General features: G+C 51.7%; 20 protein-coding genes. 8 read left to right on the plus strand and 12 right to left on the minus strand.

All coding sequences use genetic code 11. The features are described from left to right. Nucleotides 1-98: 98 nt before the first annotated feature. The 9 genes from B7988_RS03375 to B7988_RS03415 all read right to left on the minus strand — a co-directional run bounded on the left by B7988_RS03375 (nt 99) and on the right by B7988_RS03415 (nt 9,415). Nucleotides 99-554 (minus strand): V-type ATP synthase subunit K, encoded by a 456-nt coding sequence (locus tag B7988_RS03375; protein WP_072799628.1) that lies wholly within the window; start codon nt 552-554, stop codon nt 99-101. Between the two features lie 18 nt (nt 555-572). Next, nucleotides 573-1,028, minus strand: a complete 456-nt coding sequence (locus B7988_RS03380; protein WP_083532182.1) for a V-type ATP synthase subunit K — start codon at nt 1,026-1,028, stop codon at nt 573-575. Nucleotides 1,029-1,067: 39 nt separating this feature from the next. After that, nucleotides 1,068-2,996: an ATPase gene (locus tag B7988_RS03385; RefSeq protein WP_088656829.1), complete on the minus strand. Its 1,929-nt coding sequence runs from the start codon at nt 2,994-2,996 to the stop codon at nt 1,068-1,070. Beyond that, nucleotides 2,993-3,625 carry a V-type ATP synthase subunit D gene (locus B7988_RS03390; protein ID WP_088656830.1) on the minus strand — a complete coding sequence of 211 codons (633 nt, stop codon included), beginning with the start codon at nt 3,623-3,625 and terminating at the stop codon, nt 2,993-2,995. The genes B7988_RS03385 and B7988_RS03390 overlap by 4 nt, the downstream gene beginning before the upstream one ends. 1 nt (nt 3,626) lies before the next feature. Then, nucleotides 3,627-4,928 (minus strand): V-type ATP synthase subunit B, encoded by a 1,302-nt coding sequence (locus B7988_RS03395; protein ID WP_088656831.1) that lies wholly within the window; start codon nt 4,926-4,928, stop codon nt 3,627-3,629. Continuing rightward, nucleotides 4,921-6,678 (minus strand): V-type ATP synthase subunit A, encoded by a 1,758-nt coding sequence (locus B7988_RS03400; RefSeq protein ID WP_088656979.1) that lies wholly within the window; start codon nt 6,676-6,678, stop codon nt 4,921-4,923. Before B7988_RS03400 ends, B7988_RS03395 begins: the two co-directional genes overlap by 8 nt. Before the next feature lie 17 nt (nt 6,679-6,695). Further along, complete coding sequence (locus B7988_RS03405; RefSeq protein ID WP_088656832.1) at nt 6,696-7,253, minus strand: DUF2764 family protein; 558 nt, start codon at nt 7,251-7,253, stop codon at nt 6,696-6,698. 7 nt (nt 7,254-7,260) lie between these two features. Further along, the gene (locus B7988_RS03410; protein WP_088656833.1) at nt 7,261-7,863 is read right to left on the minus strand and encodes an ATPase; all 603 of its coding nucleotides are present in this window, start codon (nt 7,861-7,863) and stop codon (nt 7,261-7,263) included. A gap of 271 nt (nt 7,864-8,134) precedes the next feature. Next, nucleotides 8,135-9,415 (minus strand): folylpolyglutamate synthase/dihydrofolate synthase family protein, encoded by a 1,281-nt coding sequence (locus B7988_RS03415; protein ID WP_249268822.1) that lies wholly within the window; start codon nt 9,413-9,415, stop codon nt 8,135-8,137. A 173-nt stretch (nt 9,416-9,588) separates the two neighbouring features. On the opposite strand from B7988_RS03415, the gene B7988_RS03420 reads away from it, so the two are divergent. The 3 genes from B7988_RS03420 to B7988_RS03430 all read left to right on the plus strand — a co-directional run bounded on the left by B7988_RS03420 (nt 9,589) and on the right by B7988_RS03430 (nt 15,249). Next, on the plus strand, nt 9,589-10,311 hold the full coding sequence (locus tag B7988_RS03420) for an endonuclease (protein ID WP_088656835.1): 723 nt from the start codon (nt 9,589-9,591) through the stop codon (nt 10,309-10,311). A 134-nt stretch (nt 10,312-10,445) separates the two neighbouring features. Continuing rightward, nucleotides 10,446-13,520: a glycosyl hydrolase family 28-related protein gene (locus tag B7988_RS03425; protein ID WP_073322263.1), complete on the plus strand. Its 3,075-nt coding sequence runs from the start codon at nt 10,446-10,448 to the stop codon at nt 13,518-13,520. Nucleotides 13,521-13,530: 10 nt separating this feature from the next. Further along, nucleotides 13,531-15,249, plus strand: a complete 1,719-nt coding sequence (locus B7988_RS03430; protein ID WP_088656836.1) for a hypothetical protein — start codon at nt 13,531-13,533, stop codon at nt 15,247-15,249. On the opposite strand, the gene B7988_RS03435 is transcribed toward B7988_RS03430, so the two are convergent. Then, entirely contained in the window at nt 15,246-15,446 is a 201-nt protein-coding gene (locus B7988_RS03435; protein ID WP_073322267.1) for a type II toxin-antitoxin system Phd/YefM family antitoxin, read from the minus strand. The two genes, B7988_RS03430 and B7988_RS03435, sit on opposite strands and share 4 nt — an antisense overlap. Nucleotides 15,447-15,471: 25 nt before the next feature. On the opposite strand from B7988_RS03435, the gene xseA reads away from it, so the two are divergent. Then, on the plus strand, nt 15,472-16,770 hold the full coding sequence (gene xseA / locus B7988_RS03440) for an exodeoxyribonuclease VII large subunit (protein ID WP_088656837.1): 1,299 nt from the start codon (nt 15,472-15,474) through the stop codon (nt 16,768-16,770). 56 nt (nt 16,771-16,826) lie between these two features. Here xseA and B7988_RS03445 read toward each other — a convergent pair whose 3' ends face one another. After that, nucleotides 16,827-17,201: a type I restriction enzyme HsdR N-terminal domain-containing protein gene (locus B7988_RS03445; protein ID WP_249268823.1), complete on the minus strand. Its 375-nt coding sequence runs from the start codon at nt 17,199-17,201 to the stop codon at nt 16,827-16,829. 485 nt (nt 17,202-17,686) lie between these two features. Here B7988_RS03445 and B7988_RS03450 point away from each other — a divergent pair, with 485 nt between their 5' ends. Together B7988_RS03450 and B7988_RS03455 are read left to right on the plus strand one after the other, a co-directional pair. Continuing rightward, the gene (locus tag B7988_RS03450) at nt 17,687-18,988 is read left to right on the plus strand and encodes a pyridoxal phosphate-dependent aminotransferase (RefSeq protein ID WP_073322273.1); all 1,302 of its coding nucleotides are present in this window, start codon (nt 17,687-17,689) and stop codon (nt 18,986-18,988) included. Nucleotides 18,989-19,038: 50 nt separating this feature from the next. Next, entirely contained in the window at nt 19,039-20,106 is a 1,068-nt protein-coding gene (locus B7988_RS03455; RefSeq protein ID WP_088656839.1) for a spermidine/putrescine ABC transporter substrate-binding protein, read from the plus strand. 37 nt (nt 20,107-20,143) lie between these two features. On the opposite strand, the gene B7988_RS03460 is transcribed toward B7988_RS03455, so the two are convergent. Next, complete coding sequence (locus B7988_RS03460; protein ID WP_088656840.1) at nt 20,144-20,956, minus strand: exodeoxyribonuclease III; 813 nt, start codon at nt 20,954-20,956, stop codon at nt 20,144-20,146. Between the two features lie 201 nt (nt 20,957-21,157). Between B7988_RS03460 and B7988_RS03470 the strand changes: the two genes are divergently transcribed. Next, nucleotides 21,158-21,742 (plus strand): hypothetical protein, encoded by a 585-nt coding sequence (locus tag B7988_RS03470; RefSeq protein WP_212668288.1) that lies wholly within the window; start codon nt 21,158-21,160, stop codon nt 21,740-21,742. 215 nt (nt 21,743-21,957) lie between these two features. Further along, nucleotides 21,958-22,800, plus strand: a complete 843-nt coding sequence (locus tag B7988_RS03475; RefSeq protein ID WP_249268824.1) for an MBL fold metallo-hydrolase — start codon at nt 21,958-21,960, stop codon at nt 22,798-22,800. Nucleotides 22,801-22,825: the final 25 nt, after the last annotated feature.

The raw sequence follows: 22,825 nt of genomic DNA on the forward strand, positions 1-22,825 counted from the left end.
GATGCCCGCCTGCGCGGGAATGACAAGACTGGATTGCTTCGTCGCCTTACGGCTCCTCGCAATGACATTCCTGTCTACTTCCTACTGCCTACTGTCTACTAGCTCACCAGCATCATGGAGAACACCATGACGAACAGCGCGACGGTTTCGCCGACGCCAAGCACCATCAGGTAGTTCACCAGGCCCTTGCCGGTTTCGCCGAGGGCGTTGCAGGCGTCCGCAGCGGACTTGCCCACATACCAGGCAGAGGCCATCATGCCGATGCCACCGAAGATGCCGACACCCAGGTATGCAGCCCAGTTGGCCGGAGCCGCCTGGGACTTGTTCAGGATGTACATCATCAGCAACATGCCGTAGATTGTCTGCGCAATCGGCGCGCCCACGAAGATGAGCAGCGTAAACAGCGCGTTCTTACCCTTGAGATACGCCTTCTTCCAGGCCCCGATGGCCGCCATGCCGGCAGTCCCGCAGCCCAGCGCAGAACCCACCGCGGCAAGGCCCAGGGCCGCCACCGCGCCGAGTTTCGCGAGCGTTAAAAGTTGAGCTTGATCCATACGTGTTACCTCGCTGGATTAAAGCACCATCATGGAGAACACGAGAACGAACAGGGCCACGGTTTCCACGATACCGAGCACCATCAGGTAGTTCACCATGCCCTTGCCAGTTTCGCCGAGAGCGTCGCAAGCCACAGCCGCGGACTTGCCCTGGTACCAGGCAGAAGCCATCATGCCGAGACCACCGAAGATACCGGCGCCGAGGCAGCCGCCCCAGTTGGTAAAGCCGGATTCAGCAGCCTTGCTCAGGATGAAGTTCATCAAGAGCATGCCGTAAATCGTCTGGGAAATCGGGGCACCCACGAACACCAGCAAGGTGAAGAGGGCCGACTTGCCCTGGGCATAAGCCTTCTTCCACATGGTGATGGCGGACATACCAGCCGTTCCGCAACCAAGGGCGGAGCCCATTGCCGCAATGCCAAGAGCGGCTGCAGCACCCATTTTAGCGAGAGTAACCATTGTATTCGGTTCCATTGTTTTTTCCTCATTAAGTAGCGGGAATTATCCCTTGGTTTAATTTTTTTGCTTGGCGAAGGGGGCGAAGGCGAATCCGCTCCATTCCTGGCCAAGTCCATTTGAAAATTCGAGTGTATTCAGACGTACCGCGTGAACCGCGACGCCCATGACCGCAAGCGCGATGTTCAGGCCATGCACGAAGAGCAGCAGGAAGGCTGCACCGGCGATACCGACAGCGGAGCCGAACAGCGGCGAGAGCATGTCGTTAAACGCCTCGGCGATAGCCGCACCGGACATGCCCACGGCAAACAGACGGATGTAGCTGATCACGTCGGTAAAGCTGTTCACCACGTCGAGCACCAGCATCGGGATGCTGATGAAGTCCTGCTTGAGCCTCTTGGGCGGCACGGTAAAGAGCACCAGGAGTACCGCTTCCACGATGAACATCGGGATGACGAACTTCGGCATATCGATACCGAGCACCATCTGGCAGGCCAGGAAGAACATCACCCAGCAGCCGATAAGCCAGCCCACCTGCGCCATGAACGTGGAGTCCTTGCGCTTGATGCGCACGCAGACGTTCCACACGTGAGCGATACTCAGGTGAACCACGGCGATGCAGAAGCAGAACAGCTGGATATGCTGCATCTGGGAGGCACCCGCTGCCTTCGGCACGAAGCTATCGGGCAGCAGCGTAATCGACTGGGCGAAGGCCTTGTAGGCTTCGAACTTCGCAGGGTCAGTCGGGGCACTAGTGCGGATCCAGAGCATCGCGTTCTTCAGCGGTTCAGGCAACCAGCCGTAGTTGGTGATGTCCAGGTAATACGTCCACCCCGCAAGCGCCGGAGAAAGTCCGAGGAAGCTTGCGTTGATGACACCCCACACGATGGTGGCGATGCTCATGAGGTAGATAAAGTGGAATCCAGCAGGGTTCGCCTTCGGCATCTTGGAGCGGGCAAAGAGAGCCAGACCGAGGAACAACAGGCCGTAAGCCGAGTCGCCCACAATCATCGCAAAGAAAATGCTGAAGAAGCAAAGGAACACGCTCGACACATCCACTTCCTTGTACCCCGGCGAAATGCCGATGATGTCGTACAGGAACTGCATGGGACGGCTGAGCTTGCTGTAGGTCAACAGAGTCGGGATATCGTCGTCTTCGGCGGGGTCGTCCACCAGGAGGCCCCAGCCGTGCTCGCGGGCGGCCTTCTCGAGTTCGCCCACGCGAGGTGCGGGGCAGAAACCCTGCACGGCGGCGACGTTCTTGTCGCCCACCATCGAGGCTTCGGCTTCGACCATGCGGTAGTCGTCACCCACTTCGAGGAGCTTGTCCTCGATAGATTCCCTGACGCCCGAAAGTTCACCCAGGCGTTTTTCGACGCGGGCAAGCGTTTCCTTGGCTTTCGCTTCCATTTCGCGGTATTCGGCAAGCGACTTCTGCGGCATCGTGAGTTCGGTGAAGTTACCCTTCACGGCGACAGGGGCTTCTCCCCTGCTCACGACAGCCACATACTTGCCATTTTCATCCTGGCCGAATTCTTCGATAGAACCTTCGCCATCGAGTTCGAACGGGACTTTACCGTCATGGAGCTGGTACAGTTTGACATAGATACCCTTCGCCTGCAGGGCAGCAGCCGTTGCGGGGTCCAGGTTCTTGAACATGGAAAGTTTAGAGAGTTCCTCTTCGGCCTGTTCCTTGTCGATTTCCGCCTGCTTGCTTTCGGCAACCAGGTTCTGGATTTCATCGATAAGGCTTGCAGCAGGAGCGGCTTCCTTCACGGGAGTCACACCCTTCGGGGCCTTCTCGGGCACCACTTCCAAGGCCTTCTGCACGCGGTTCATTTCGCCGCGGGCCTTGTTCAGCTTGGCGCCTGCTGCCGCCTGCAAAGGCGTGAGGTGCAAAATTTCAAGCGTACGGAGCGCCTGGAGCGTCTCTTCAACCGCACCTGCAACCGTCAGCACCGTCACTTTCTTCATAGGAGTAATCATGCGGCGGCCTCCTTCGCGAGTGCATCCTGGGCAGCGGTACGGGCGGTAGCCTTACCCTTAGCAAGCTTGCTGCGGGCAACGCCGGACGTCTGCTGGTCGCCCAGGAAGATGTTGATGACGCGGATATTTTCCTTCGCCTCGGGAATCTTCACCTTTTCGAACAAGTTCACGCGCTGGCTCGTGGTACGCAGTTCCTTCGAGAGGAGCTCGTACTGCTTTTCGAGCACGCGGCGTTCCAGACGCAGCGAAATCAGGCCCTGGAGGCTTCTGATACCGTCATCCAGCCACACGGGCGTGGTGAAGAAATCCGGAATGGCTATATTAAAGTCTACCCCGTCGTATATCGGAATCTTCACACCGGCGATGTTACCTTCGCCCTGGCGCACTTCCTTCACCGACAGGTACTTTGACCATTCGATGGGTTCGGCAAACAGCGAAATCCAGGAAGCCATGCTCTTGCGGAGCTTGTCCTCCTCTTCTCGCTTAGCCATCACCCTCTCCTGGAGCGTGCGCATTTCCATCTGCAGCTGCTGCTTTTTCAACAGCAACGTCGGCAGATAGCGCTGGAAGCGCTTCAATGCGTCGCGTTCCGCCTTGAGGGCGTTTTTAGTTAACTTGACCTTCGCCATATTACCCCTTCTTGGGCCAATATTCGTTGATCATCTTGGTCGGAATACCCGTTTCTTCGGGTGCGAAACAGTCAGCAAGGATTTCCCAGCCAAGGTCCAAAGCCTTTTCCAGCGGAATGTTGACAGAAAGGTCCATCATTTCGCTTTCGAAACGCTGGCCATACTTCAACAGTTTCTGGTCCCAGTTACTCATGTTGAAGCCCATGGACTGCTTTTCCAAAGTTTCCTTGTAGCTTGCGTACAGCTGAATCATGGTGTTCATGATGGTACGGTGGTCGCTACGGGTCTTGCCGTTCACCTGCTGTTTCAAGCGGCTCAAAGAACCGAACGGTTCGATACGGCCCTTGCGCAGGTAGAACTGACCTTCGGTAATGTAACCGGTGTTGTCCGGAACCGGGTGGGTCACGTCGTCGCCAGGCATGGTCGTAACAGCAAGGATAGTGATGGAGCCCGAACCTTCGAAGTCCACAGCCTTTTCGTAACGGCTGGCCAGCTGAGAGTAAAGGTCGCCAGGGTAACCACGGTTCGACGGAATCTGTTCCATCGTAATGGCGATTTCCTTCATGGCGTCGGCAAAGTTCGTCATGTCGGTAAGGAGCACCAGCACGTTCTTGCCTTCGGTGGCGAACTTTTCAGCCACGGCAAGCGATGCATCCGGCACCAGCAAGCATTCCACGATCGGGTCGGAGGCGGTGTGCATGAACATCACCGTACGGCTCAAGGCACCGTTCTTTTCGAGGAAGTCCTTCAGGTACAAGTAGTCGTCGTGCTTCAGGCCCATGCCGCCGAGAACAATCACGTCCACTTCGGCCTGCAATGCGATACGGGCCAAGAGTTCGTTGTAAGGTTCACCGGCGATAGAGAAAATCGGGAGCTTCTGCGAAACCACGAGCGTGTTGAACACGTCGATCATCGGGATACCCGTACGCACCATCGTCTTCGGGATGATACGCTTGGCGGGGTTCACGGAAGGGCCGCCGATAGTAATGCGTTCGCCGTCCACTTCGGGGCCGTTGTCGCGGGGCTTGCCGGCACCGTTGAACACGCGGCCAAGCAAGGCTTCGCTGTACGGAACCTTCATCGGTTCGCCAAGGAAGCGCACTTCGGAGTCGGTGGAAATACCGCGGGCACCTGCGAACACCTGCAAGTCCACCATGTCGCCGTCAATACGGATCACGCGGGCAAGGGATGTTCCGAACGAGCTTGTCACCTGGGCAAGTTCCTGGTTTGCAACACCTTCGGCACGGAGCGTAATCACGGAACCGGCGATGCGTTCAATACGATGGTATGCCACATTATGCATTAGCGGAAACCTCCTTCACGGAAGCAAAAATACTTTGTTCAAGGTCCTTGAATTCCTGGGAATCGAACTTGACGCGGTTCCAGTCCTTCGTCGACTGAGTGAGCTTGAGGAAGAACGTACGGGCGACGTCCTTCTCGCTGAACTTCATCGGGGTCTTGAGGATAGTGTAAACCTTGTCGAACACGTACTTCTGGCGTTCAGCAGAGCAAGCGGCGTCGATTTCGTTATAGGCGTCCTGCTGCAGGTAAACGGAGTCGAGGTATTCGGACTTCAGGTAAATCACGAAGTCGTCGATGGAGGTACCTTCTTCGCCCACCACCTTCATCATGTTGTTCACGTCCACGCCGCTTGCGAGGATGTGACGGGCTTCGGCCACCTTCTTGCTGTCGATGATGCCTTCGTACTTGGACCAGGAATCCAGCGGGTGGATTGCCGGGAAGCGGCGCTGGTCGGAACGTTCACGGGAAAGGCCGAGGAATGCGCCCACCACCTTCAAGGTAGCCTGGGTCACCGGTTCTTCGAAGTTACCACCTGCAGGCGACACGGAACCACAAATCGTCACGGAACCGGTAGAGCCGTCCTTGAGGCGAACCACGCCACCACGTTCATAGAAGGCGGCAATCACGGATTCAAGGTAGGCCGGGAAAGCTTCTTCGCCCGGAATTTCTTCCAAACGGCCGCTCATTTCACGCAAAGCCTGTGCCCAACGGGAAGTCGAGTCAGCCAAGAGGAGCACGTTCAGGCCCATCTGGCGGTAGTATTCGGCGAGAGTCACGCCCGTATAAACAGAAGCTTCACGGGCAGCCACCGGCATCGAAGACGTGTTACAAATAATCAGCGTACGTTCCATGAGGGACTTGCCGGTACGCGGGTCAATCAGTTCAGGGAATTCACGGAGGGTTTCCACCACTTCACCTGCACGTTCACCGCAAGCGGCCAAGATCACGATATCCACGTCGGCGTAGCGGCTCATGAGCTGCTGGAGCACCGTCTTACCGGCACCGAAGGGGCCCGGCGTACAGAACGTACCGCCCTGCATCACGGGGAAGAACGTATCGATAATGCGCTGCTGCATGGTGAGGGGCTTGCTCGGGCGCAGGCGTTCTTCGTAGGCCTTGATCGGCATCTTCACCGGCCAGGTCTGCACCATGGTCACGTCCTGGGTTTCGCCGTGAGCGTTCTTGAGCTTTGCAACAACAGTTTCTACCGTGAATTCGCCCGCGGCAGAGACCGATTCCACAGTCCACTTGCCGAGCAGGCGGAACGGCACCATGATGCGGTGCGTGAACACGCCTTCGGGCACGGTGCCGAGCGTATCGCCCGCGACCACCACATCGCCCGCCTTCGCGACCGGGGTAAACGCCCACTTCTTGTCGCGCGGGAGCGCCTTCAAGTACTTACCGCGCTGCAAAAAGAAGCCGCATTCTTCGGCAAGCTTCGGGAGCGGGTTCTGCAGACCGTCAAAGACCTGGGTCAAGAGGCCGGGGCCAAGTTCTACGGACAAAAGTTCGCCGGTGAATTCCACCTCGTCACCCGTCTTGAGCCCCGTGGTGTCTTCGAACACCTGGAGTTCGGCGTAGTCGCCGCGGATACGGATGACTTCGCTCTTGAGGGGGATAACTTCGGACTTGCCGTCCTTGTTTTTCTGAGTAAGCTTGGCATACGCCACTTCGTTCTGGGACACGGCGCTTTCGAACTTGACGCGAATCAGGTTACCGTTGACGCCGATGATTTTTCCGATACTAGCCATTGAAAATGGACCTCCGGTCATTCCTGCTCCGCCGTAGAGGCGTATGCAGGATCGTTTGCATTAATAACATTCAACACGGCGCTGTCGCCTGCAGCTTCGGTCAGGCGAGCCCAGCGTTCACAAATTTTCAGCTTGATAGCATAAGCGTAAACATGCTTGACGGTACCCTCGCCCACACCTGCAAGCGAGTCCACAAGCCAGAAACGGGCCTTGTCGATATCCTGCTCTTTTTCCATAGGATTCGACTTGGCAAACGCGTCCTGAATCATCTTTGCGAAAGTGACATCGTAGCCCGGGAAGGACTTGTCCGTAAAACGGACATCGGGACCCCACGCCGCAGCGCGGAGCCTACCCGAAACGTTCTTCATCTGGATTTCGTGGGCCTTGTAGGCACGAACGAATTCGTCGTCACATTCTTCGCATTCACCGTCATCGAGAAGGGCGTCCAAAGCGGAGATTTCCGAATCGGACAGCACACCGATGCAGCGGTGACGGAACTCTTCCATGGAGAGTGGCGGAACATCGCCCATCTCAATCATCGGAAGAGAGGCCATCAGGTAAGAAGGAGAGCTCATCGCTAACCTACTTGGCCTGGGCAGCGGCGTTTACAACGCGGGAAAGTTGCGGACGGAGCAGGGCCGAGAGAGCATCGGCCATGGCCGCTTCAGTAAATTCGTGAGTGACTTTGCCGCCATCGAGCTTGATGCGGAAGCCGAACTTGACACCCTTGTCGCTTTCGACCTTAACGCCGGCGGAAAGCTGCTTGGCAAATTCGCCCATCACAAAGGAACTGAGCTTGCGGGCATCGGCGTCAGAGAAATCCACTTCGATGTCGGAAGAATAGTTCTTAGCAAGGGTCAAAAGCATGGACTTCACGGTGGATTCGTCGAGGGACTTTTCCACCTGGAGGTTCAGCAAATCCATAATCATCTTTTCAAGGTTCTTGCCTACCGAAAGCAGGAGGTCGCGGGCAGACTGTTCCAGAGTGCGTTCGCTGCGTTCCGTAAACGCTTCGGCGTCCTTATCGGCCTTTTCGAGCTTGGCGCTCGCTTCGGCTTCTGCCGCCTTTACGATTTCTGCCGCTTTGTCCTTGGCGCGGGCAATGATTGCCGCAGCTTCGGTTTCTGCTTTATCGACAGCATCTTTCTGGATGCGTTCCATAAGGTATTGCAAGTCTTCTGCCATATATATCATCTCCAATGACGTTCCAAAGGATTTTGGATAGCAAAAAATGCACCAAAAGAGCCTTTTGGGAAAATTTTGATACTAATATACAAGTAATTTGGGCAAAAAGACGAAAAAAACGGCAAATTTTTTGAAATAATGGATAAAAATCACGTTTTGGGCGATAAAAACGCAAAAATTGCGAAAACTAAAGTTTACAAGAAAAACTTTTGGATTTACAGGATTTGTTTTGGAGCCAAAACGGATTACAGAATTTGTTTTCTACGCAAAATTAGCGGTGTTCGTTTGTCGAGGGTTCTAGGCCCCGGAAAAACGCCAAACCATCAAAATCGTCCTTGAGGGCCTGCACCGATTCACCGATCATATAGAGGCTACCGGTCACCAAAACGGGGACATTTTTATTATCTGCGTAGGCAGTCTCGGCGACCTGATCCAAAAATTCGCGACTGAGTTCGCCTTCGCTAGCCACCTTCAAACCCAAGTTCGAAAGTTCTAAGCGCAAATCGTCCAATTCACGGAAACGCGGGTACGGTGTCTTGGTAATATGCCAGTGACTTACAAATGGAGCCATCAACTTGAGCATTTCGCCCACATCTTTATCTTTGAGAGCACCAAAAACGCAGTGGAACTTGGTATCGGGGTAATACTCCGCCAAGGTTTCGACCAAGCGACGCACCGCATGAGAATTATGAGCGCCATCTAAAATGTAGCGTACTTCTCCGTTCTTGTCGGTGAGTTGCTGCATGCGCCCCGCCCAAGAGCGGGTTTCGAGAGTCTTGAGGGCCAAGGCTTCGTCATAAGGACGGCCGGCGCCCTTTACAAAGCATTCAGCGGCAGCCAAAGAAAGGCTTGCGTTTTCAATGTAATGGCGGCCCAAATTCGGGAGTTTAATGTCGGTCCGAATCGCAGGAACAATACATTCTGCACCAAGTTCGCTTGCATAAGCACGGGCTTCTGCCAGTAATTCTTCGGAAAGGCCTCCAACGACAAAAGTCTTATTGCGGCGATGGTCCGCTTCGACAACAGCCATCTTTTCTTTAAGAATGGCGCTTTCGGTGGGGCCCAGAACTTCGGTGTGTTCAAGTCCGATACTCGTGAGCACCACGATGTTGCCGCATGCAACCGCCGTGCTGTCCAAGCGGCCACCCATGCCCGCTTCCATAGCGACCACATCGACACCTTGTTCGGCATAATAAAGGAACGAGACGAGTGTCAAGACTTCAAAGAAGGTCGGCTCCACCTGTAGCTGCTCGGCGGCAGCCTTCACCTGGAGAAGCAAGCGGTCCAAATCCGCATCGCTAATGGGAATGTCGTTTACACGAATGCGCTCGCGAAGGCTTACCAGATGCGGGCTCGTAAAAAGCCCCGTTTTAAAGCCATGGGCCTGCAAGATGCCTGCGAGGTAGTAGCTAGTAGAGCCCTTGCCGTTAGTACCGACGATATGGATGGTCTTGAAAGAGCGTTCAGGATTTCCGAGAGCGTTGCAAAGTTTTCGAGTCGATTCAAGCCCCGGAACCATACCGAACATGAGCCGAGAATTCAAATAATCCATACCAGGTGATTGCATGTGCCAAATTTAAAAAATGTGTAATGTGTAATGTGTAATGTGTAATGGCAAAACCACTGCCAACGGTCAACTTCCTACTGTCTACAATTCATTTCACACCTCACATTACACATTAGAATAGTTATCTATATTTCTTTTCGTTACTACATGGTTTTTATATGAAAAGTTTTGGAATAATACTGCTTCTGGCAGTTTTTATCGCTATCGCGTGGTCGCGCGTAGACCCTACAGCCGCCCCGCAGCATTACAACTACCGCGACGCGAGCAAGCAGCTAAGGCGCGTGTACTACGGCGAACTGCAAGAAACGCTCTACTGCGGATGCCGATACGACGACAAGAAGAACGTCGACTTTTCAAGCTGTAACTTCAAGCCGCGCGAAAATCCAAACCGCAAGAGCTTTAAGCGCGCCGAACGCATCGAGTGGGAACACATGGTCACCGCCCACAACATGGGCCAGCACCTCCCCTGCTGGCGCGACGGAGGCCGCAAGAACTGTAGCGCCAACGACACGACCTTCAAGATTATGGAAGGCGACATGCACAACCTGTACCCCGCCATTGGCGAAGTCAACGGGGACCGCAACAACTTTATGTACAGCCAGTGGACAAACGACCCCGAGCCCATGTATGGCGGCTGCAAGACGATTGTAGATTTCAAACTAAAAAAAGCTCAGCCACGCGAAGAAGCCCGCGGAATTATCGCCCGAGCAAGCCTTTACATGGAAAAGACCTACGGCGTTAATTTGTCCAAACAAGACCGGAAACTATTTGAAGCCTGGGACAAGATGTACCCCGTTACAGACAAAGAATGCGAACGGGACCGCCGTATTTTCAAGGTGCAGGGCGACCACAACCCCTTTGTGTACGAAAAATGCAAGTAAATTCTGATTTCAGAGTTATGATTTCGGAGTTTTTGATCTCATAATAGACATTTTCGAGTTTATTCATAGCAAATTTTTCTCATTTCCGAATTCCGATTTCGGAAATTGTAATTATATTTATACATGAGGTTAGTATGTACAGGACCCTATTCTTTTTTATTGTCTTTTTTGCAGTTTCTGTGTGCGCCCAGGTGGAATTCCCCATGGCGTCCAAGATTATTAATGTCACAAAAGACCCATACTACGCTAAGGGTGACGGCAAAACCGATGACACCGAAGCTATTCAGAGGGCGTTGAACGACCATCCCGATGGCGACTATATTATTTATTTACCCCACGGCATCTACAAGATTACCGATGGATTGACTTGGCCTGTTACCAAAAAACCGGAATCCTCGAGCCGACGTACTATTTTGCAAGGTCAAAGCATTGGCGGGACTATTCTGCAACTTGCAGACAACACCTACGGTTTCGACAACCCTGAATTTCCCAAAGCAGTCATTTTCACAGGCGAAGGCCCCGGCCCCAAGTACAGAAATGCCGTCCGCGACATGACTATCCGTACCGGTAAAGGAAACCCGGGCGCAATCGGCATCCAATTTAACGCATCGAACCAAGGTACAATCCACAATGTCAAGATCCATTCCGGCGACTCCCTGGGTGTGTACGGCATTGACCTCGGCTTTACCGAAGGTATTGGTCCGCTTTTAATCAAGAATGTCGAAATCAACGGCTTTAACATCGGCATTTACGCCAAGGGCGAAACGGGAACGGCAACGCTCGAACATGTAACCATGGGCGGCCAGAGAAAATACGGCCTTGAAAACGACAACATGAACCTTGCTGTTCGCGCCCTGAGATTCAAGGGTAGCGTTCCTGCTGTTTACAATCACGGCGATTTTGCCATCATGAGTTTGCTTGACGGTCTGCTTGAATTCGACAACGGCAATAAAAAAGTCAAGCCCACTACAGCCATTTTGAACGAAAGCCACCTGTTTGCTAGATCCATGAAGGTTTCGCGCTACAAGACCATGATCAATTCCAAGAAGAAAGGCTACAACGAGGAAATGATCCAGGGCGAAATCATTGAATTTTCGACACAAGAGACCAAGCAACTTTGCCACAGCCCCAAGCAGTCGATGCGCCTAGCCGTTGCAGAAACTCCGGCATTCCCGGAACAGAAGCCCGACAACTGGATTACCATTGCCGGCGACTACGGCGGAAAATCGAACACGGGATCCGACGACTCGAAGGCAATTCAAGACGCTATTGATGACGGTGCCGAAACGCTGTACTTCCCGCCGGGAGGCCGCTGGACGATCAACCGCGACATCTACATTCGCAACCGCATTCGCCAGATTATCGGTATCGAAGGCCGCATTGACGGTAAAGGCAAGTTCATTATTGAAGCCGGAGCATTCAACGAACTCACGATTGAACGTTTCTCTGAATTCGGTAGCGGAATTATCTTGAAGGCAAAGCGCAACCTGCTATTGAAAAACATGATGGTGCGTTCGCTCGAAACTGCCGAAGTCGGCGGCGGAGACATTTACCTCGAAGACGTGACGCTTGGAACCCTCCAACTGAACTACCAGAAGCTGTGGGGACGCCAGGTCGCCTTGATTGGCGACACGAAGGGTCCGAAGATTACCAATAACGGCGGTTCTATTTGGATTCTCGGCCTTACCGCCAAGAAGGGCAACACCATTCTCCAGAACTTCAACAAGGCTCATGCCGAACTCATCGGTGTCGAAATCGTTGCAAGCGACAAGGCAAAAGACCGCCCGATGTTCATTAACGACAACTCCGGACTTTCGGTGACGGGCCTCCGTGAAACGCTTACCCGCGGAAACGCCTACCCCACCATTGTCGAAGAATCCAGAAAGGGATCCAAAATCAAGTCGCTGTACGGGAAAGACCTGAAGCACACTCCCAACGGCGGCGTAATGATTCCGCTGTTTACGGGTTACGCTCCGAAACTTGGCGCAAACGAAAAACCACAGGCGTTCATTCCCGACGAAATGGTGATTGTGCAGCCGAATCTCCTAAGAATGAAGGGTTCCGTGGTCGATGACGGTCGTGGCGACGGTCTTTGCGAAGACCCCGTACGCTGGACGAAGGGACTTGGCCCCGGAAAGGTCGTGTTCTCGGACAGCATGGCTTACGAGACCGACGTTTCATTTACGGCAAGCGGACGCTACAACATCATCTTTTCCGCCGACGACGGATACCAGACGGGCTCTGACACCGGTAAGGTTTACGTGTTCGACTTGCACTACACCACGCTCGACAACACCGGCGACGGATTCCCGAGCGGTAAGGGTGCCGCCACCTGGATTTCGGAATTCGACAACTTCAGCCCGCACAACTCCGACCACGAATTGCATGTTGCAAACGTGACGACCGGAAACGCTGGAAAGATCTATCTGCGATTCGACTTGTCCGCATTGCCGGGTCCGTTGTTTGATGCAGCACTCAAGCTGGAATTCAACAAGGATTCTATCAAGAAACCCGTACAGCTGAACATCTTTGGCCTTAAGGAAACAGGCAAAGACATGAACTTTGGCGACCAGAAGTTGGGCGTTGACTGGGTTGACTACGAACTCACCTGGGAAAACGCTCCGGCAAACCTCCCGCAGCAAAAGGGCGGCCAGTTCAACATCCGTAAGAACTCGGGTGGCGGCGTGGACACCAAGTACGCAGATTTCTTGGGCATTATCACCATTAACCCGAAGGCTCCTCTCGGCGCATTCCTGCGCACGCCGACCTTCACCGAATTCTTTAAGCGCAAGCATCCTTCTCAGCTTTACACTCTGATTTTGACCGCTGTAGAACCGGGCGAAACTGTTTTGGCAAGCGCTGCCGCAGGCAAGGAATTCGCGCCATCGCTCTATGTCGGCTACTTCGACAACTCTCGCTCTGTAGGCGGCGAAGCCATGGACGGCGGTTATACGCTTACCAAGGTAAACATCGACATATACAGTTTGGAATGCGACTTCGACCTGACCGTCGGCTACCCGCAATTCGTGCAAATCGAAATCGTGAACGAATTCGGCAAGCGAATGCTAACGGTTGCCGCCCGCGACCTCGCCGGCGAAAAGAAGACTCACTTCAAATTTAAGGCTATGGCCTTCCCCACCGGCAAGTACATTCTTCGCGTGATTGGTGAAGCATTCACCGCCGAGCAGCAATTCTATATCCTGAACTAGGAGAAACCAAATGCAGTTCAAGAAATTATCAAGCCTTAGTGCAGCATTATTCATAACCGTCGCCTTGACCGCATGCGGCGACGACTCCAGTTCTTCTGCCTCAGACGAAGAATCCAGTTCCTCGGTACCTTCGTTCAAGTCGAGCAGTTCCCTGAGCACTCGCGCAGACATTGACTACAAGGATACAGTCAATCTCGGCGACACGCTCCGCATTTACCTGGAACTGTTCAAGGGCGATTCCTCCAAGATGGACGAAAGCGAAATCTACCTTGACAGCATGGCAACGACTTTGCCGATGTACCTGGGCGAATTCCCTAAGGGAAGCCGCATCAAGGTATTCGCAAGCACATCAAACATCGAGAGCGAACAGATTCGCATCAAGAGCGAATACGGCGACTACCTGCAGGCAATCAAGGCTGCCCCTAAGACGGCTGCACGCAAGGACTCCGTTTACAGGAATTCCTTGATTCCTAGCTTTGGCGCAGACTCTTCTGCCACCTTCAGGGATTCCAACACCTTCGTTACCTTTAACGACAGCCACTACTTCCTTGAAGTCGAAGGCGAATTCAGCGACGAGTCCAGCATGAAACTCAAAGTACTCGTCGACACGTCTTACTACAAGTACACCGGCGAAGACGAAAAGATTTCCATGAAGATGAACGACACCTTGCGCGGCATTCTTTTGATTGACAACGCCCCCAAGGAAGTGTCCATCGCATTCTCCGCTAGTGAAGGCTACAGCGTAAACCTCACCACCGTTGGCGAAAATATCATTCTCTACAAGCTTACCGATGGCGACAAGGAACTCGGTTCTTCGAAAACGAATCTCGACACCATGCTGGTACCGAACGATTCCGTGAACTGGTCCATCAAGATCAAGCCCGAATCTTTCTCAAGCATTTGGACCGGCCCGTACGCATTCTTCGAAACCATTACCAAGGCTCGCGAACTGGAACAGGGCGAATACTTCTCGAATCCGGATTCAATCATGTACCCCGGCGAAGCTTACGAACGCACTCGTCCCAAAGACGACATCGGAACTTACAAATACAACTTACGTCAAGAACAGTTCGTGTGGATTGGCGACTACAAGAAGGGTGATTCCGTAATCGTCAAACACTGGATCCAGAACTACAACGACGAAAACTTCCAGAACGTATCTATTGAAATTCTAGACAAGAAAAAGAAATCGCAAGCAACAATCAGTAGTGCATACGGCGGAAGCTTCACTGTGAACGAAGACATGCCCGAAGGCCCGTATTACCTGCATTATCTTCGTTTGAATTCCGACCCGCTTGACCAGGGCATTCCTGACAGCCTGCGCTATGTGCTGCAGCTCTACACCATGGTCCAGCAACCCGGTCTCTTGAAAGAAATGAAGTTCTACGATTCCGAAAAAGACGCCACGTTGAAAGAAAAGGTTCTTGCCGTAGGCGACACCATGCGCTTCGAAGACTTTGACTTTACGATGACCGCCCATTCCAAGACTTCTTGGAAGGTTATCGGTTCTGACATTGCCTGGTTCATGCCTTGCAAAACGCTTGACTACCTGAACAATAGCAGTAACTACAAGTCAGAAACTTGCGATGAGGAGCAGGAAATTTCGTCGAATTACTTGATTGCGCTCGAAGACGGAATTGGAGAAAAGGCTGAACTGATTGCCCAAAGCGTTGCCGACCCCTCTATGCGCGACACGCTTACCATCACGATTATTGCAAAAGCGGACTAATCTTCCCAGATTTGGTTCGGCAGTTTACCGATATCGCGAAAATCCAAGAGCCCTGCCGTCGGAGCGTCAACGCTTACAAGACGAGCCAGGGGCTTACCGGCGCGTTCAATGACGATTTCTTCGTCCTTGAGCGAAACCTGATTCAACATCGAGCCAAAATTCTGGCGGACTTCCATGGCTGAAACTACTTTAGACATGCCCTAAAAATAGTATATTCTGCGCATGGAAACCGAAAACAAGTCCTACACCGTTACGCAATACATGAAAGCCTTGAAGCAGAAGGTGGAATCAACCCCTGCCGTATGGGTGCGTGGCGTGATTACCCAGATTAACGAAAAATCAAAAATCGTTTACCTGAGTATTGCGGACTTTGAAGAAGGGAACGTAAATCCGCTCGCGACAGTACCGTTGTACTGCTTTGCTGCCAAATTCGCAGCCATTCGCGCCAAAGTTGAAAATTACCCGCAACCGTTTGAACTTAAAGAACAGCTCAAAGTCAGCTTTTTGATTAAGGCCGACCTGTATGTGCCTTACGGCAAGTTGCAGGCGCAGATTCTGGATATTGACCCCGTTTACACTCTAGGTGAACTTGCGCTTACCAAGAGTGCGATTTTAAAGAGGCTTGCGCTAGACGGCTTGCTCGAAAAAAACAAGGCTTTGACACTCGCCGATGTACCAATACGCGTGGGACTTATTACCGGCGAAGGAACAGCCGCCTACAAGGACTTTACGACTAAGCTTGCAGAATCGCCATTTAACTTCAAGGTGAAAACTGCTTACGCAAAAATGCAAGGCTCAGACACAGAACCGACCGTACTCGCCGCCCTTGAAGAGCTCGCCAAGGATACGGAACTGGATGTAGTGTGCATTATCCGCGGTGGCGGAAGCAAGACAGACTTGAACTTTTTCGATAGCGAAGCCTTGTGCCGCGCCGTCGCCAATTACCCGCTACCGGTATTTACCGGAATCGGTCATGAAATTGACCGAAGCCTTTTGGATGAAGTCGCCTACCAGTCCTGCATTACACCGACCGATACCGCCAAGCGCTTGATAGACCGCGTAGCGGACAGCTGGAATAAAATGCTTTCGACGGCACAAGAAATTGCAGGGCAGACAAAAGAAGCCCTTCACGACTATAAACAAGAACTTTCGAATACGGGCAATCGCCTGCAGCAAAAAGTAAATGCTCTGATTCAGAAAGAAGCCCTGAAACTTTCACTCTACAGAAGCAACATGCAAAAAGACTTGCAGTTTATTTTCAGAGGAGAGAAAGAACGCATCGCCCGCGACAGCGAAGGTCTGCACCAGGGTTCCCGAAAAATTCTGGACCTTGAAAAATCAAAGTTCAACCTCATCGAACTCCGCGTGAAAAGCGCCGACCCCGAGACAACGCTTGCAAAGGGTTACACGCTTACGCTAGATGCAAATGGTAAATTTGTACGAAATAAAAGCCAGCTAAAGCCCGGCGATACGCTGACCACAAGGTTTAAAGACGGCAGCGTACAGTCAGTTGTAAAGTAATGTGCAATGTGAGATGTGCAATGTATAATTACTCATCACACATTACTCATTACACATTATTCAAATTCAGGAAGCGAATCAATCTTCAGGAAGCGCTTGGTTGCGGCATCCAACGCAAAATAGCGCACCGCATCGCCAAGCGACAACATCACGTACTTGGGAGTCAGAATCTGCAAATACTTGTTCAGCTGCACTTGTAGTGCTTGCCAAGTGTATTCGCCGGGAGCCTTGCATTCTACAAGGAGCCACGGGCGCTTTAAATTACCGGAAACCTTGAAATCTTGCACCAACAAATCCACTCGGTCATCGGTCTTGGGCTCCACCGTCGAAAGCGCAAACTCTACCGCAATCAAGTTCTGAGGGACCTTAACCTCGTCTATCAAGAAACGGATTGTCGCCTGACGCACGCGCTCCTCGGGCGTGGCAGGCACCTCTTTTTGGCGAATAGGGTCGAATAAGGTTTGATGTTTGAGGTCGTTCACTTTGGGGAAAGAATGTGGAGTGTGGAATGTGAAGTGTGTGATGAGAGGTGGGATGTGTTTTTTTTCAGTAAAATAAAAAATTCCTCTAGACTTGACAATTTCCCTATTTTCAAACTATATTTGATTATATGAATAAAATCTTTGGACAGAACACCGCAGTAGCGGCAATGGCAGCAAGCCCGGCAGCAGCCCGAGCTATTATGGGGCTGTCCAGAGAAACCAAAATCTGTAAAGCATAACGCTTAAATCCAGACAACAAGTTTCAAGGGCAGCCCCGTAAACGGCTGCCCTATTTTTTTACAGCTCGTTCGTTACATCAAATTTGTACCCAAAACACAACTAAAACCATTAACTTAAAGAAATTTCATTGTTTTATTATTCTATAATTACGCCGTAAAACAAGTGATTTTTCGACAACTCCATAGGAGCATAAAATGCGCAGAAGACTTTTGAGCGAAGGTGCCAAGGAACTCTCTTACGAAATCCGCGAGATCGTGAAGAAGGCAAACCAGCTCAAGGCACTCGGCCTCCCCATCCACTGGGAAAACATCGGTGACCCGATTGAAAAGAAGTGCCAGATTCCCGACTGGATCAAGGACATCGTGGTGGACCTCGTCAAGACTAACCGCAGCTACGGCTACTGCCCCTCCAAGGGCATGCTCGAGACCCGCGAATTCCTGGTCAAGGAAAACAACAAGCTCGGCGGCGCCCAGATTAGCGTAGACGACATTCTGTTCTTCAATGGCCTCGGCGACGCAATCGCTACGATTTACGGTCTACTTTCGATGACGACCCGTATTATTGGACCTGCCCCCGCCTATTCGACCCATAGTTCTGCCGAAGCGGCTCACGCCCACACGGCCCCGATTACCTACCGTTTGCAGCCGGAAAACCACTGGTATCCAGATTTGGAAGAGCTCGAAAACAAGGTAAAGTACAACCCGAGCATCGCGGGCATTCTGATCTTGAACCCGGATAATCCGACAGGCATGGTCTATCCGCTTGAAATCCTCCAGAAAATCGTGGACATTGCCAAGCGTTACAACCTGTTCATTATTTGCGACGAAATTTACAACAAGATTACGTACAATGGCGCCCACGCTTACGCGCTCGCCGAATACATCGGCGATGTCCCGGGTATCGCACTCAAGGGCATTTCCAAGGAATACCCGTGGCCGGGCGCTCGCTGCGGCTGGGCCGAATACTACAACCGCGACAAGGACGAACAGTTCGACGCCTTCTGCCGCGCTTTGGATAACGCGAAGATGGTGGAAGTCTGCTCGACCACGCTCCCGCAGATGACGATTCCCCGCGTGCTTGGCGACAAGCGCTTCAAGGAACACCGCGACGCCTTGAACGAAAAGATTGGCCGCAGAAGCGCCATCATCAACGAAATCCTTTCCGACATTCCGGAACTGTATTTCAACCCGACCTACGGCGCATTCTACAACACCATCATCTTCCGTGAAGGCACGCTGAACAGCCACCAGACCTTGAAGATTGACAATCCGATTATCAAGAAAAAGGTGGAAGAATGGTGCAGCAAGACTACGAACCTGGACTATCGCTTTGTGTACTACCTGCTTGGCGCAAAGGGTATCTGCGTTGTGCCAAGTACAAGTTTCTGCACGGATTTGAAGGGATTCCGCGTGACACTCCTGGAAGAAGACGAAGACGAACTGCGCAGCGTGTTCACCACTATCCACGACGCAATCATAGAATACCTGCATAGCTAGTCTACACCTAACGAGGATTAGGAGGACTGTCAAAGACTGAAGGAGAGGGTATGAAAAAATTGTTTTTTCACATCGCTGTTGCAACGGTCCTCCTTGCGACAGGAATTCTTTGTGGTTGCGACAAGAAGTCGCAACAGTACCCCGTGACAGTCACCGTCCTTACTTATAGCGAATACATGGATCCTGAAATGCTTACCGATTTTCAAATGAAAAGCGGTTACAAGCTACAGCTGGTCGAATACGAAGCTCAAGATGAAATGATCGTCAAGTTGCAAGCCGCAATGGAAAAACAATACGACGTGATTATTGCATCGGACGTGATGATCCAGCAAATGATCCACTTGGGACTGATCAAGCCCATCGACATGGACAAGATTCCAAACAAAGTAAACATTGCGGATCAATTCAAGAATCCTGTTTACGACCCGAACAACATGTACTCGCTTCCTTACCAATGGGGAACCACCGGGATTCTTTACCGCGACACGACGCTTAATCCAAGCGGTGTAAGCTACAACACTCTTTTCAACCCCATGCAGATCAAAGGCAAGTTCAGCCTGCTTGATGAATCCCGCTCCATGCTTTCTATTGCAATGCAAGCGAAAGGCATAAACGCCAACAGCTTCAGGCCCGAAGACATCGACAAGGCCGTCGAGTGGATCAACGAAATCAAGCGCGACCCGAATTTTGCCGGTTTTGAAGGATCCGTAAGCGCCAAAGACAAGATTCTTGCAAACGAGTACTGGGCAGCTATTGTATTCAACGGCGAAGCCATGGCCGCCATTTCTGAAGACCCGACACTACGCTACGCCATTCCCGTTGAAGGCAGTTTCATGTGGGTAGACGCAATGACTCTCAGCAGTCGCGCGCAGAATGTCGAAGGCGCATATGCCTTCATGAACTACATTCTTGATGCGCAGAACGGGGCGAAGCTGGCAACCACAATCAACTACGCCTCTCCGAACAGCGCATCACTCAAGCTCATTGACGAAAAGTTCAAGAACAATCGGGTAATTAACCCAACCCGCGAAGAAATCGACCGCATGGTTTTCTTACGCTACCCCGGCGACGCAGTCAAGCTTTTTGACGACGCCTGGAAAAACGTCAAGGGAAGATAAGTTCTAAAAACGAACGCTCCTCAAAAGGAGCGTTTTTTTATTGCTCGTATGCGGGAGCCGCGATTGGCAACGGTGCAAACGGGGGCTCGAGTTCAATGCTGATCGGGCAATGGTCCGAGCCCATTACATCCGGATAAATTTCGGCATTGATAATATTGGGGACAAGGCCTTCATCTACGAAAGCATAGTCGATACGCCAACCCACATTGCGCTTGCGGGCCCCGAAACGGTTCGACCACCAGGAATAGCGGTCGCGTTCTTCAGGGTGCAACAGACGGAACGAGTCTACAAAGCCGTTTTCGACATACTTGTCCATCCACGCACGTTCAATCGGCAGGAAACCGCTGATGTTTTCGTTTTCCTTAGGGCGAGCGATATCGATTTCCTTATGGCAAGTATTGTAATCGCCGAGCGTTACCACATGCTTTCCGTCGCTAATCCAGCGTTTGCTGTTTTCGAGGAAGGCATCGTAAAAGCGCAGCTTGTAGTCCAGGCGATCATCGCCCTGTCCACCATTCGGGAAATAAATGCTATTGAGAACCCAGTCCGGGAACACGAGCTGGAGCACACGGCCTTCTTCATCGAATTCCTCGATGTCAAAGCCATAGTTTACACGGTCAGGTTCGATTTGGGTATAGATGCCTACACCGCTATACCCCTTCTTGCGACGGCAAGGGTTCCAGTAGGCAAAGTAGCCGTCAGGATTCGCAACCTCTTCGGGAATCTGGTCCACCTCGGCGCGGACTTCTTGCAAGCACAAGATATCCGGCTTTGTTGCTGCAAACCAGTCCGTAAATCCCTTTTTGAGGGCGGAGCGAAGCCCGTTCACGTTCCAGCTATAAATATTCATGTTATACCCAATTCTTAATCCGCGGCAAAAATACATTTTTTTGACAGCACTAGGGAGTAAAGATGATTTTATCCCCCGAAACTCCGACTTTTCAGCCCAAAAACCAATTAAGGATACAAAAAGTTTACACTTGCCGATTAAAAAAATAAACTTTCTAAAGAAAATAAATGCAAAACGAAATAATAAAATTATATTTAAGGCATGAAATCTACAATCTTGCTATTCTCTGGTTTCGCTATAGCTACTCTCCTTTCCGCCTGTGCCGGTTCAAACTCTGGCGATAATCTGGAAGTTCCGACGAACCTTCCCCCTATCTGCCGCGATATTGACTTTGTTGAGCAACCCGATATGCGAGAAATGTGCGGTGTCCGCACGGTTCACACCCTGGCCTATAAGAACATTCCGCAACAGCGTTACCTGATTAAACCGCAAGAAACTTCAATCGTAAGATCCGGCGGAAAACTCGAGCTCCGTTTCCAGAACTCCCTGCCACTTCTTTTGGAAGGCCCCATTACTGAAGAAATTGAATTTTCCCAACAGAAGCGCCTCGAAAAGATTAAGAATTCCTACGATTATCACGAAATTTACAATAAGGGCGCCCAGCGTATCCGTATTTTCAAGATGGGAATCCCGACCGACAAGGGCAATGTCTACAATTTCTGCTTCCGCGTTCCCGAAAAGAAGGGTAATGCCCGTACTCGTAGTGTCGCCATGGGTAACCATATCGAAACGTTAAGCTGCGAAGACTTCGATAAACTTGTCGCTGAAAACGCGAAGACGAAGTAATTTCAGATTTCGGAGTTCAGATTTCGGAATTGACGCCTACGGCGTATTTCATATCAAAATATTCCTATTTCGTCTAAATAAAATTAGACGATTTTTTTTGATTAAAATCGGATTTCCGAATTCCGAATTCCGAACTACCCAAGTTCTTTTGCTACATTTGTTCCCACGTCATGGCTGAAAGCAGATACATTCATAATGCCCTAAAGCAAGTGCACGTGAATACCTCGTGTACGTCCGTTGTCGGATTTTCGATTTCGGGGCTTGCGACCTATATCCAGCTCCCGGAACTGGATTTTTGTATTGATATGGGCGAATGCCCGCTTTCGGCGACCTCGTTGAATCACGTTTTCTTGACTCATGCCCACGGGGATCACGCCCGTTGCCTGATGCGTCATTACAGTTTGCGCAAGATGATGGGTGTTGAACGCGAAAGCACCTATTACATGCCCGAACGCATTTGCGAAGGAGCCCGTAACTGGATTCATGCCGAGGCCATGTTCGAAGGCGTGCCTGACACCAAGTTCCGTTACCCCGAAATTGTACCCGTCAATAGTGGCGACCTGCTGTTTTTGGAACACCGCAAGGACTTGGCATTTGAAGCGTTCGAAGTCAGGCATTCCATTTATGCCATGGGCGGAACCCTGTACCATTACAAGAAAAAACTCAAGGATGAATTCTTGGGAAAGACTCCCGACGAAATTATCAAGCTGCGCGAAAGCGGCACCGAAATTACGCGAGAAGTGTATGATCCGCTGGTGAGCTTTATGGGTGACTGCATGGGCGAAAGCCTGCTGGAAAACCAGCGCGTATTCCAGTCGAAGGTGCTGATTACGGAATGCACGTTCCTTGCCCCCGAAGACTACGAAATGAGCCACAAAAAGGGACACACGCACATTAGCCAAATTGCAGATGCGTTGAACCGCATGGGCGACCAGGTGAAATGCGAAAAGATTATCCTCGCGCATTTTTCGATGAAGTATTCCGAAAAATACATTCGCGAAATGATTGCAAAGGAAATCCCGGAGAAATTTTTGGATAGAGTCGTCGCGTTTATTTAGTAGGAAGTAGGAAGTAGACAGTAGG

It is taken from the genome of Fibrobacter sp. UWB1, from assembly GCF_002210325.1.
Classification (GTDB): domain Bacteria; phylum Fibrobacterota; class Fibrobacteria; order Fibrobacterales; family Fibrobacteraceae; genus Fibrobacter.

What these genes read in the sequence shown, in the direction of transcription:
- B7988_RS03390 (WP_088656830.1), bottom strand. Translation starts at nt 3,625, where the DNA reads ATGGCGAAGGTCAAGTTAACTAAAAACGCCCTCAAGGCGGAACGCGAC.
- B7988_RS03470 (WP_212668288.1), top strand. Translation starts at nt 21,158, where the DNA reads ATGAAATCTACAATCTTGCTATTCTCTGGTTTCGCTATAGCTACTCTC.
- B7988_RS03410 (WP_088656833.1), bottom strand. Translation starts at nt 7,863, where the DNA reads ATGGCAGAAGACTTGCAATACCTTATGGAACGCATCCAGAAAGATGCT.
- B7988_RS03455 (WP_088656839.1), top strand. Translation starts at nt 19,039, where the DNA reads ATGAAAAAATTGTTTTTTCACATCGCTGTTGCAACGGTCCTCCTTGCG.
- B7988_RS03430 (WP_088656836.1), top strand. Translation starts at nt 13,531, where the DNA reads ATGCAGTTCAAGAAATTATCAAGCCTTAGTGCAGCATTATTCATAACC.
- B7988_RS03400 (WP_088656979.1), bottom strand. Translation starts at nt 6,678, where the DNA reads ATGGCTAGTATCGGAAAAATCATCGGCGTCAACGGTAACCTGATTCGC.
- B7988_RS03405 (WP_088656832.1), bottom strand. Translation starts at nt 7,253, where the DNA reads ATGAGCTCTCCTTCTTACCTGATGGCCTCTCTTCCGATGATTGAGATG.
- B7988_RS03375 (WP_072799628.1), bottom strand. Translation starts at nt 554, where the DNA reads ATGGATCAAGCTCAACTTTTAACGCTCGCGAAACTCGGCGCGGTGGCG.
- B7988_RS03450 (WP_073322273.1), top strand. Translation starts at nt 17,687, where the DNA reads ATGCGCAGAAGACTTTTGAGCGAAGGTGCCAAGGAACTCTCTTACGAA.
- xseA (WP_088656837.1), top strand. Translation starts at nt 15,472, where the DNA reads ATGGAAACCGAAAACAAGTCCTACACCGTTACGCAATACATGAAAGCC.
- B7988_RS03460 (WP_088656840.1), bottom strand. Translation starts at nt 20,956, where the DNA reads ATGAATATTTATAGCTGGAACGTGAACGGGCTTCGCTCCGCCCTCAAA.
- B7988_RS03415 (WP_249268822.1), bottom strand. Translation starts at nt 9,415, where the DNA reads ATGGATTATTTGAATTCTCGGCTCATGTTCGGTATGGTTCCGGGGCTT.
- B7988_RS03420 (WP_088656835.1), top strand. Translation starts at nt 9,589, where the DNA reads ATGAAAAGTTTTGGAATAATACTGCTTCTGGCAGTTTTTATCGCTATC.
- B7988_RS03425 (WP_073322263.1), top strand. Translation starts at nt 10,446, where the DNA reads ATGTACAGGACCCTATTCTTTTTTATTGTCTTTTTTGCAGTTTCTGTG.
- B7988_RS03385 (WP_088656829.1), bottom strand. Translation starts at nt 2,996, where the DNA reads ATGATTACTCCTATGAAGAAAGTGACGGTGCTGACGGTTGCAGGTGCG.
- B7988_RS03380 (WP_083532182.1), bottom strand. Translation starts at nt 1,028, where the DNA reads ATGGAACCGAATACAATGGTTACTCTCGCTAAAATGGGTGCTGCAGCC.
- B7988_RS03395 (WP_088656831.1), bottom strand. Translation starts at nt 4,928, where the DNA reads ATGCATAATGTGGCATACCATCGTATTGAACGCATCGCCGGTTCCGTG.
- B7988_RS03435 (WP_073322267.1), bottom strand. Translation starts at nt 15,446, where the DNA reads ATGTCTAAAGTAGTTTCAGCCATGGAAGTCCGCCAGAATTTTGGCTCG.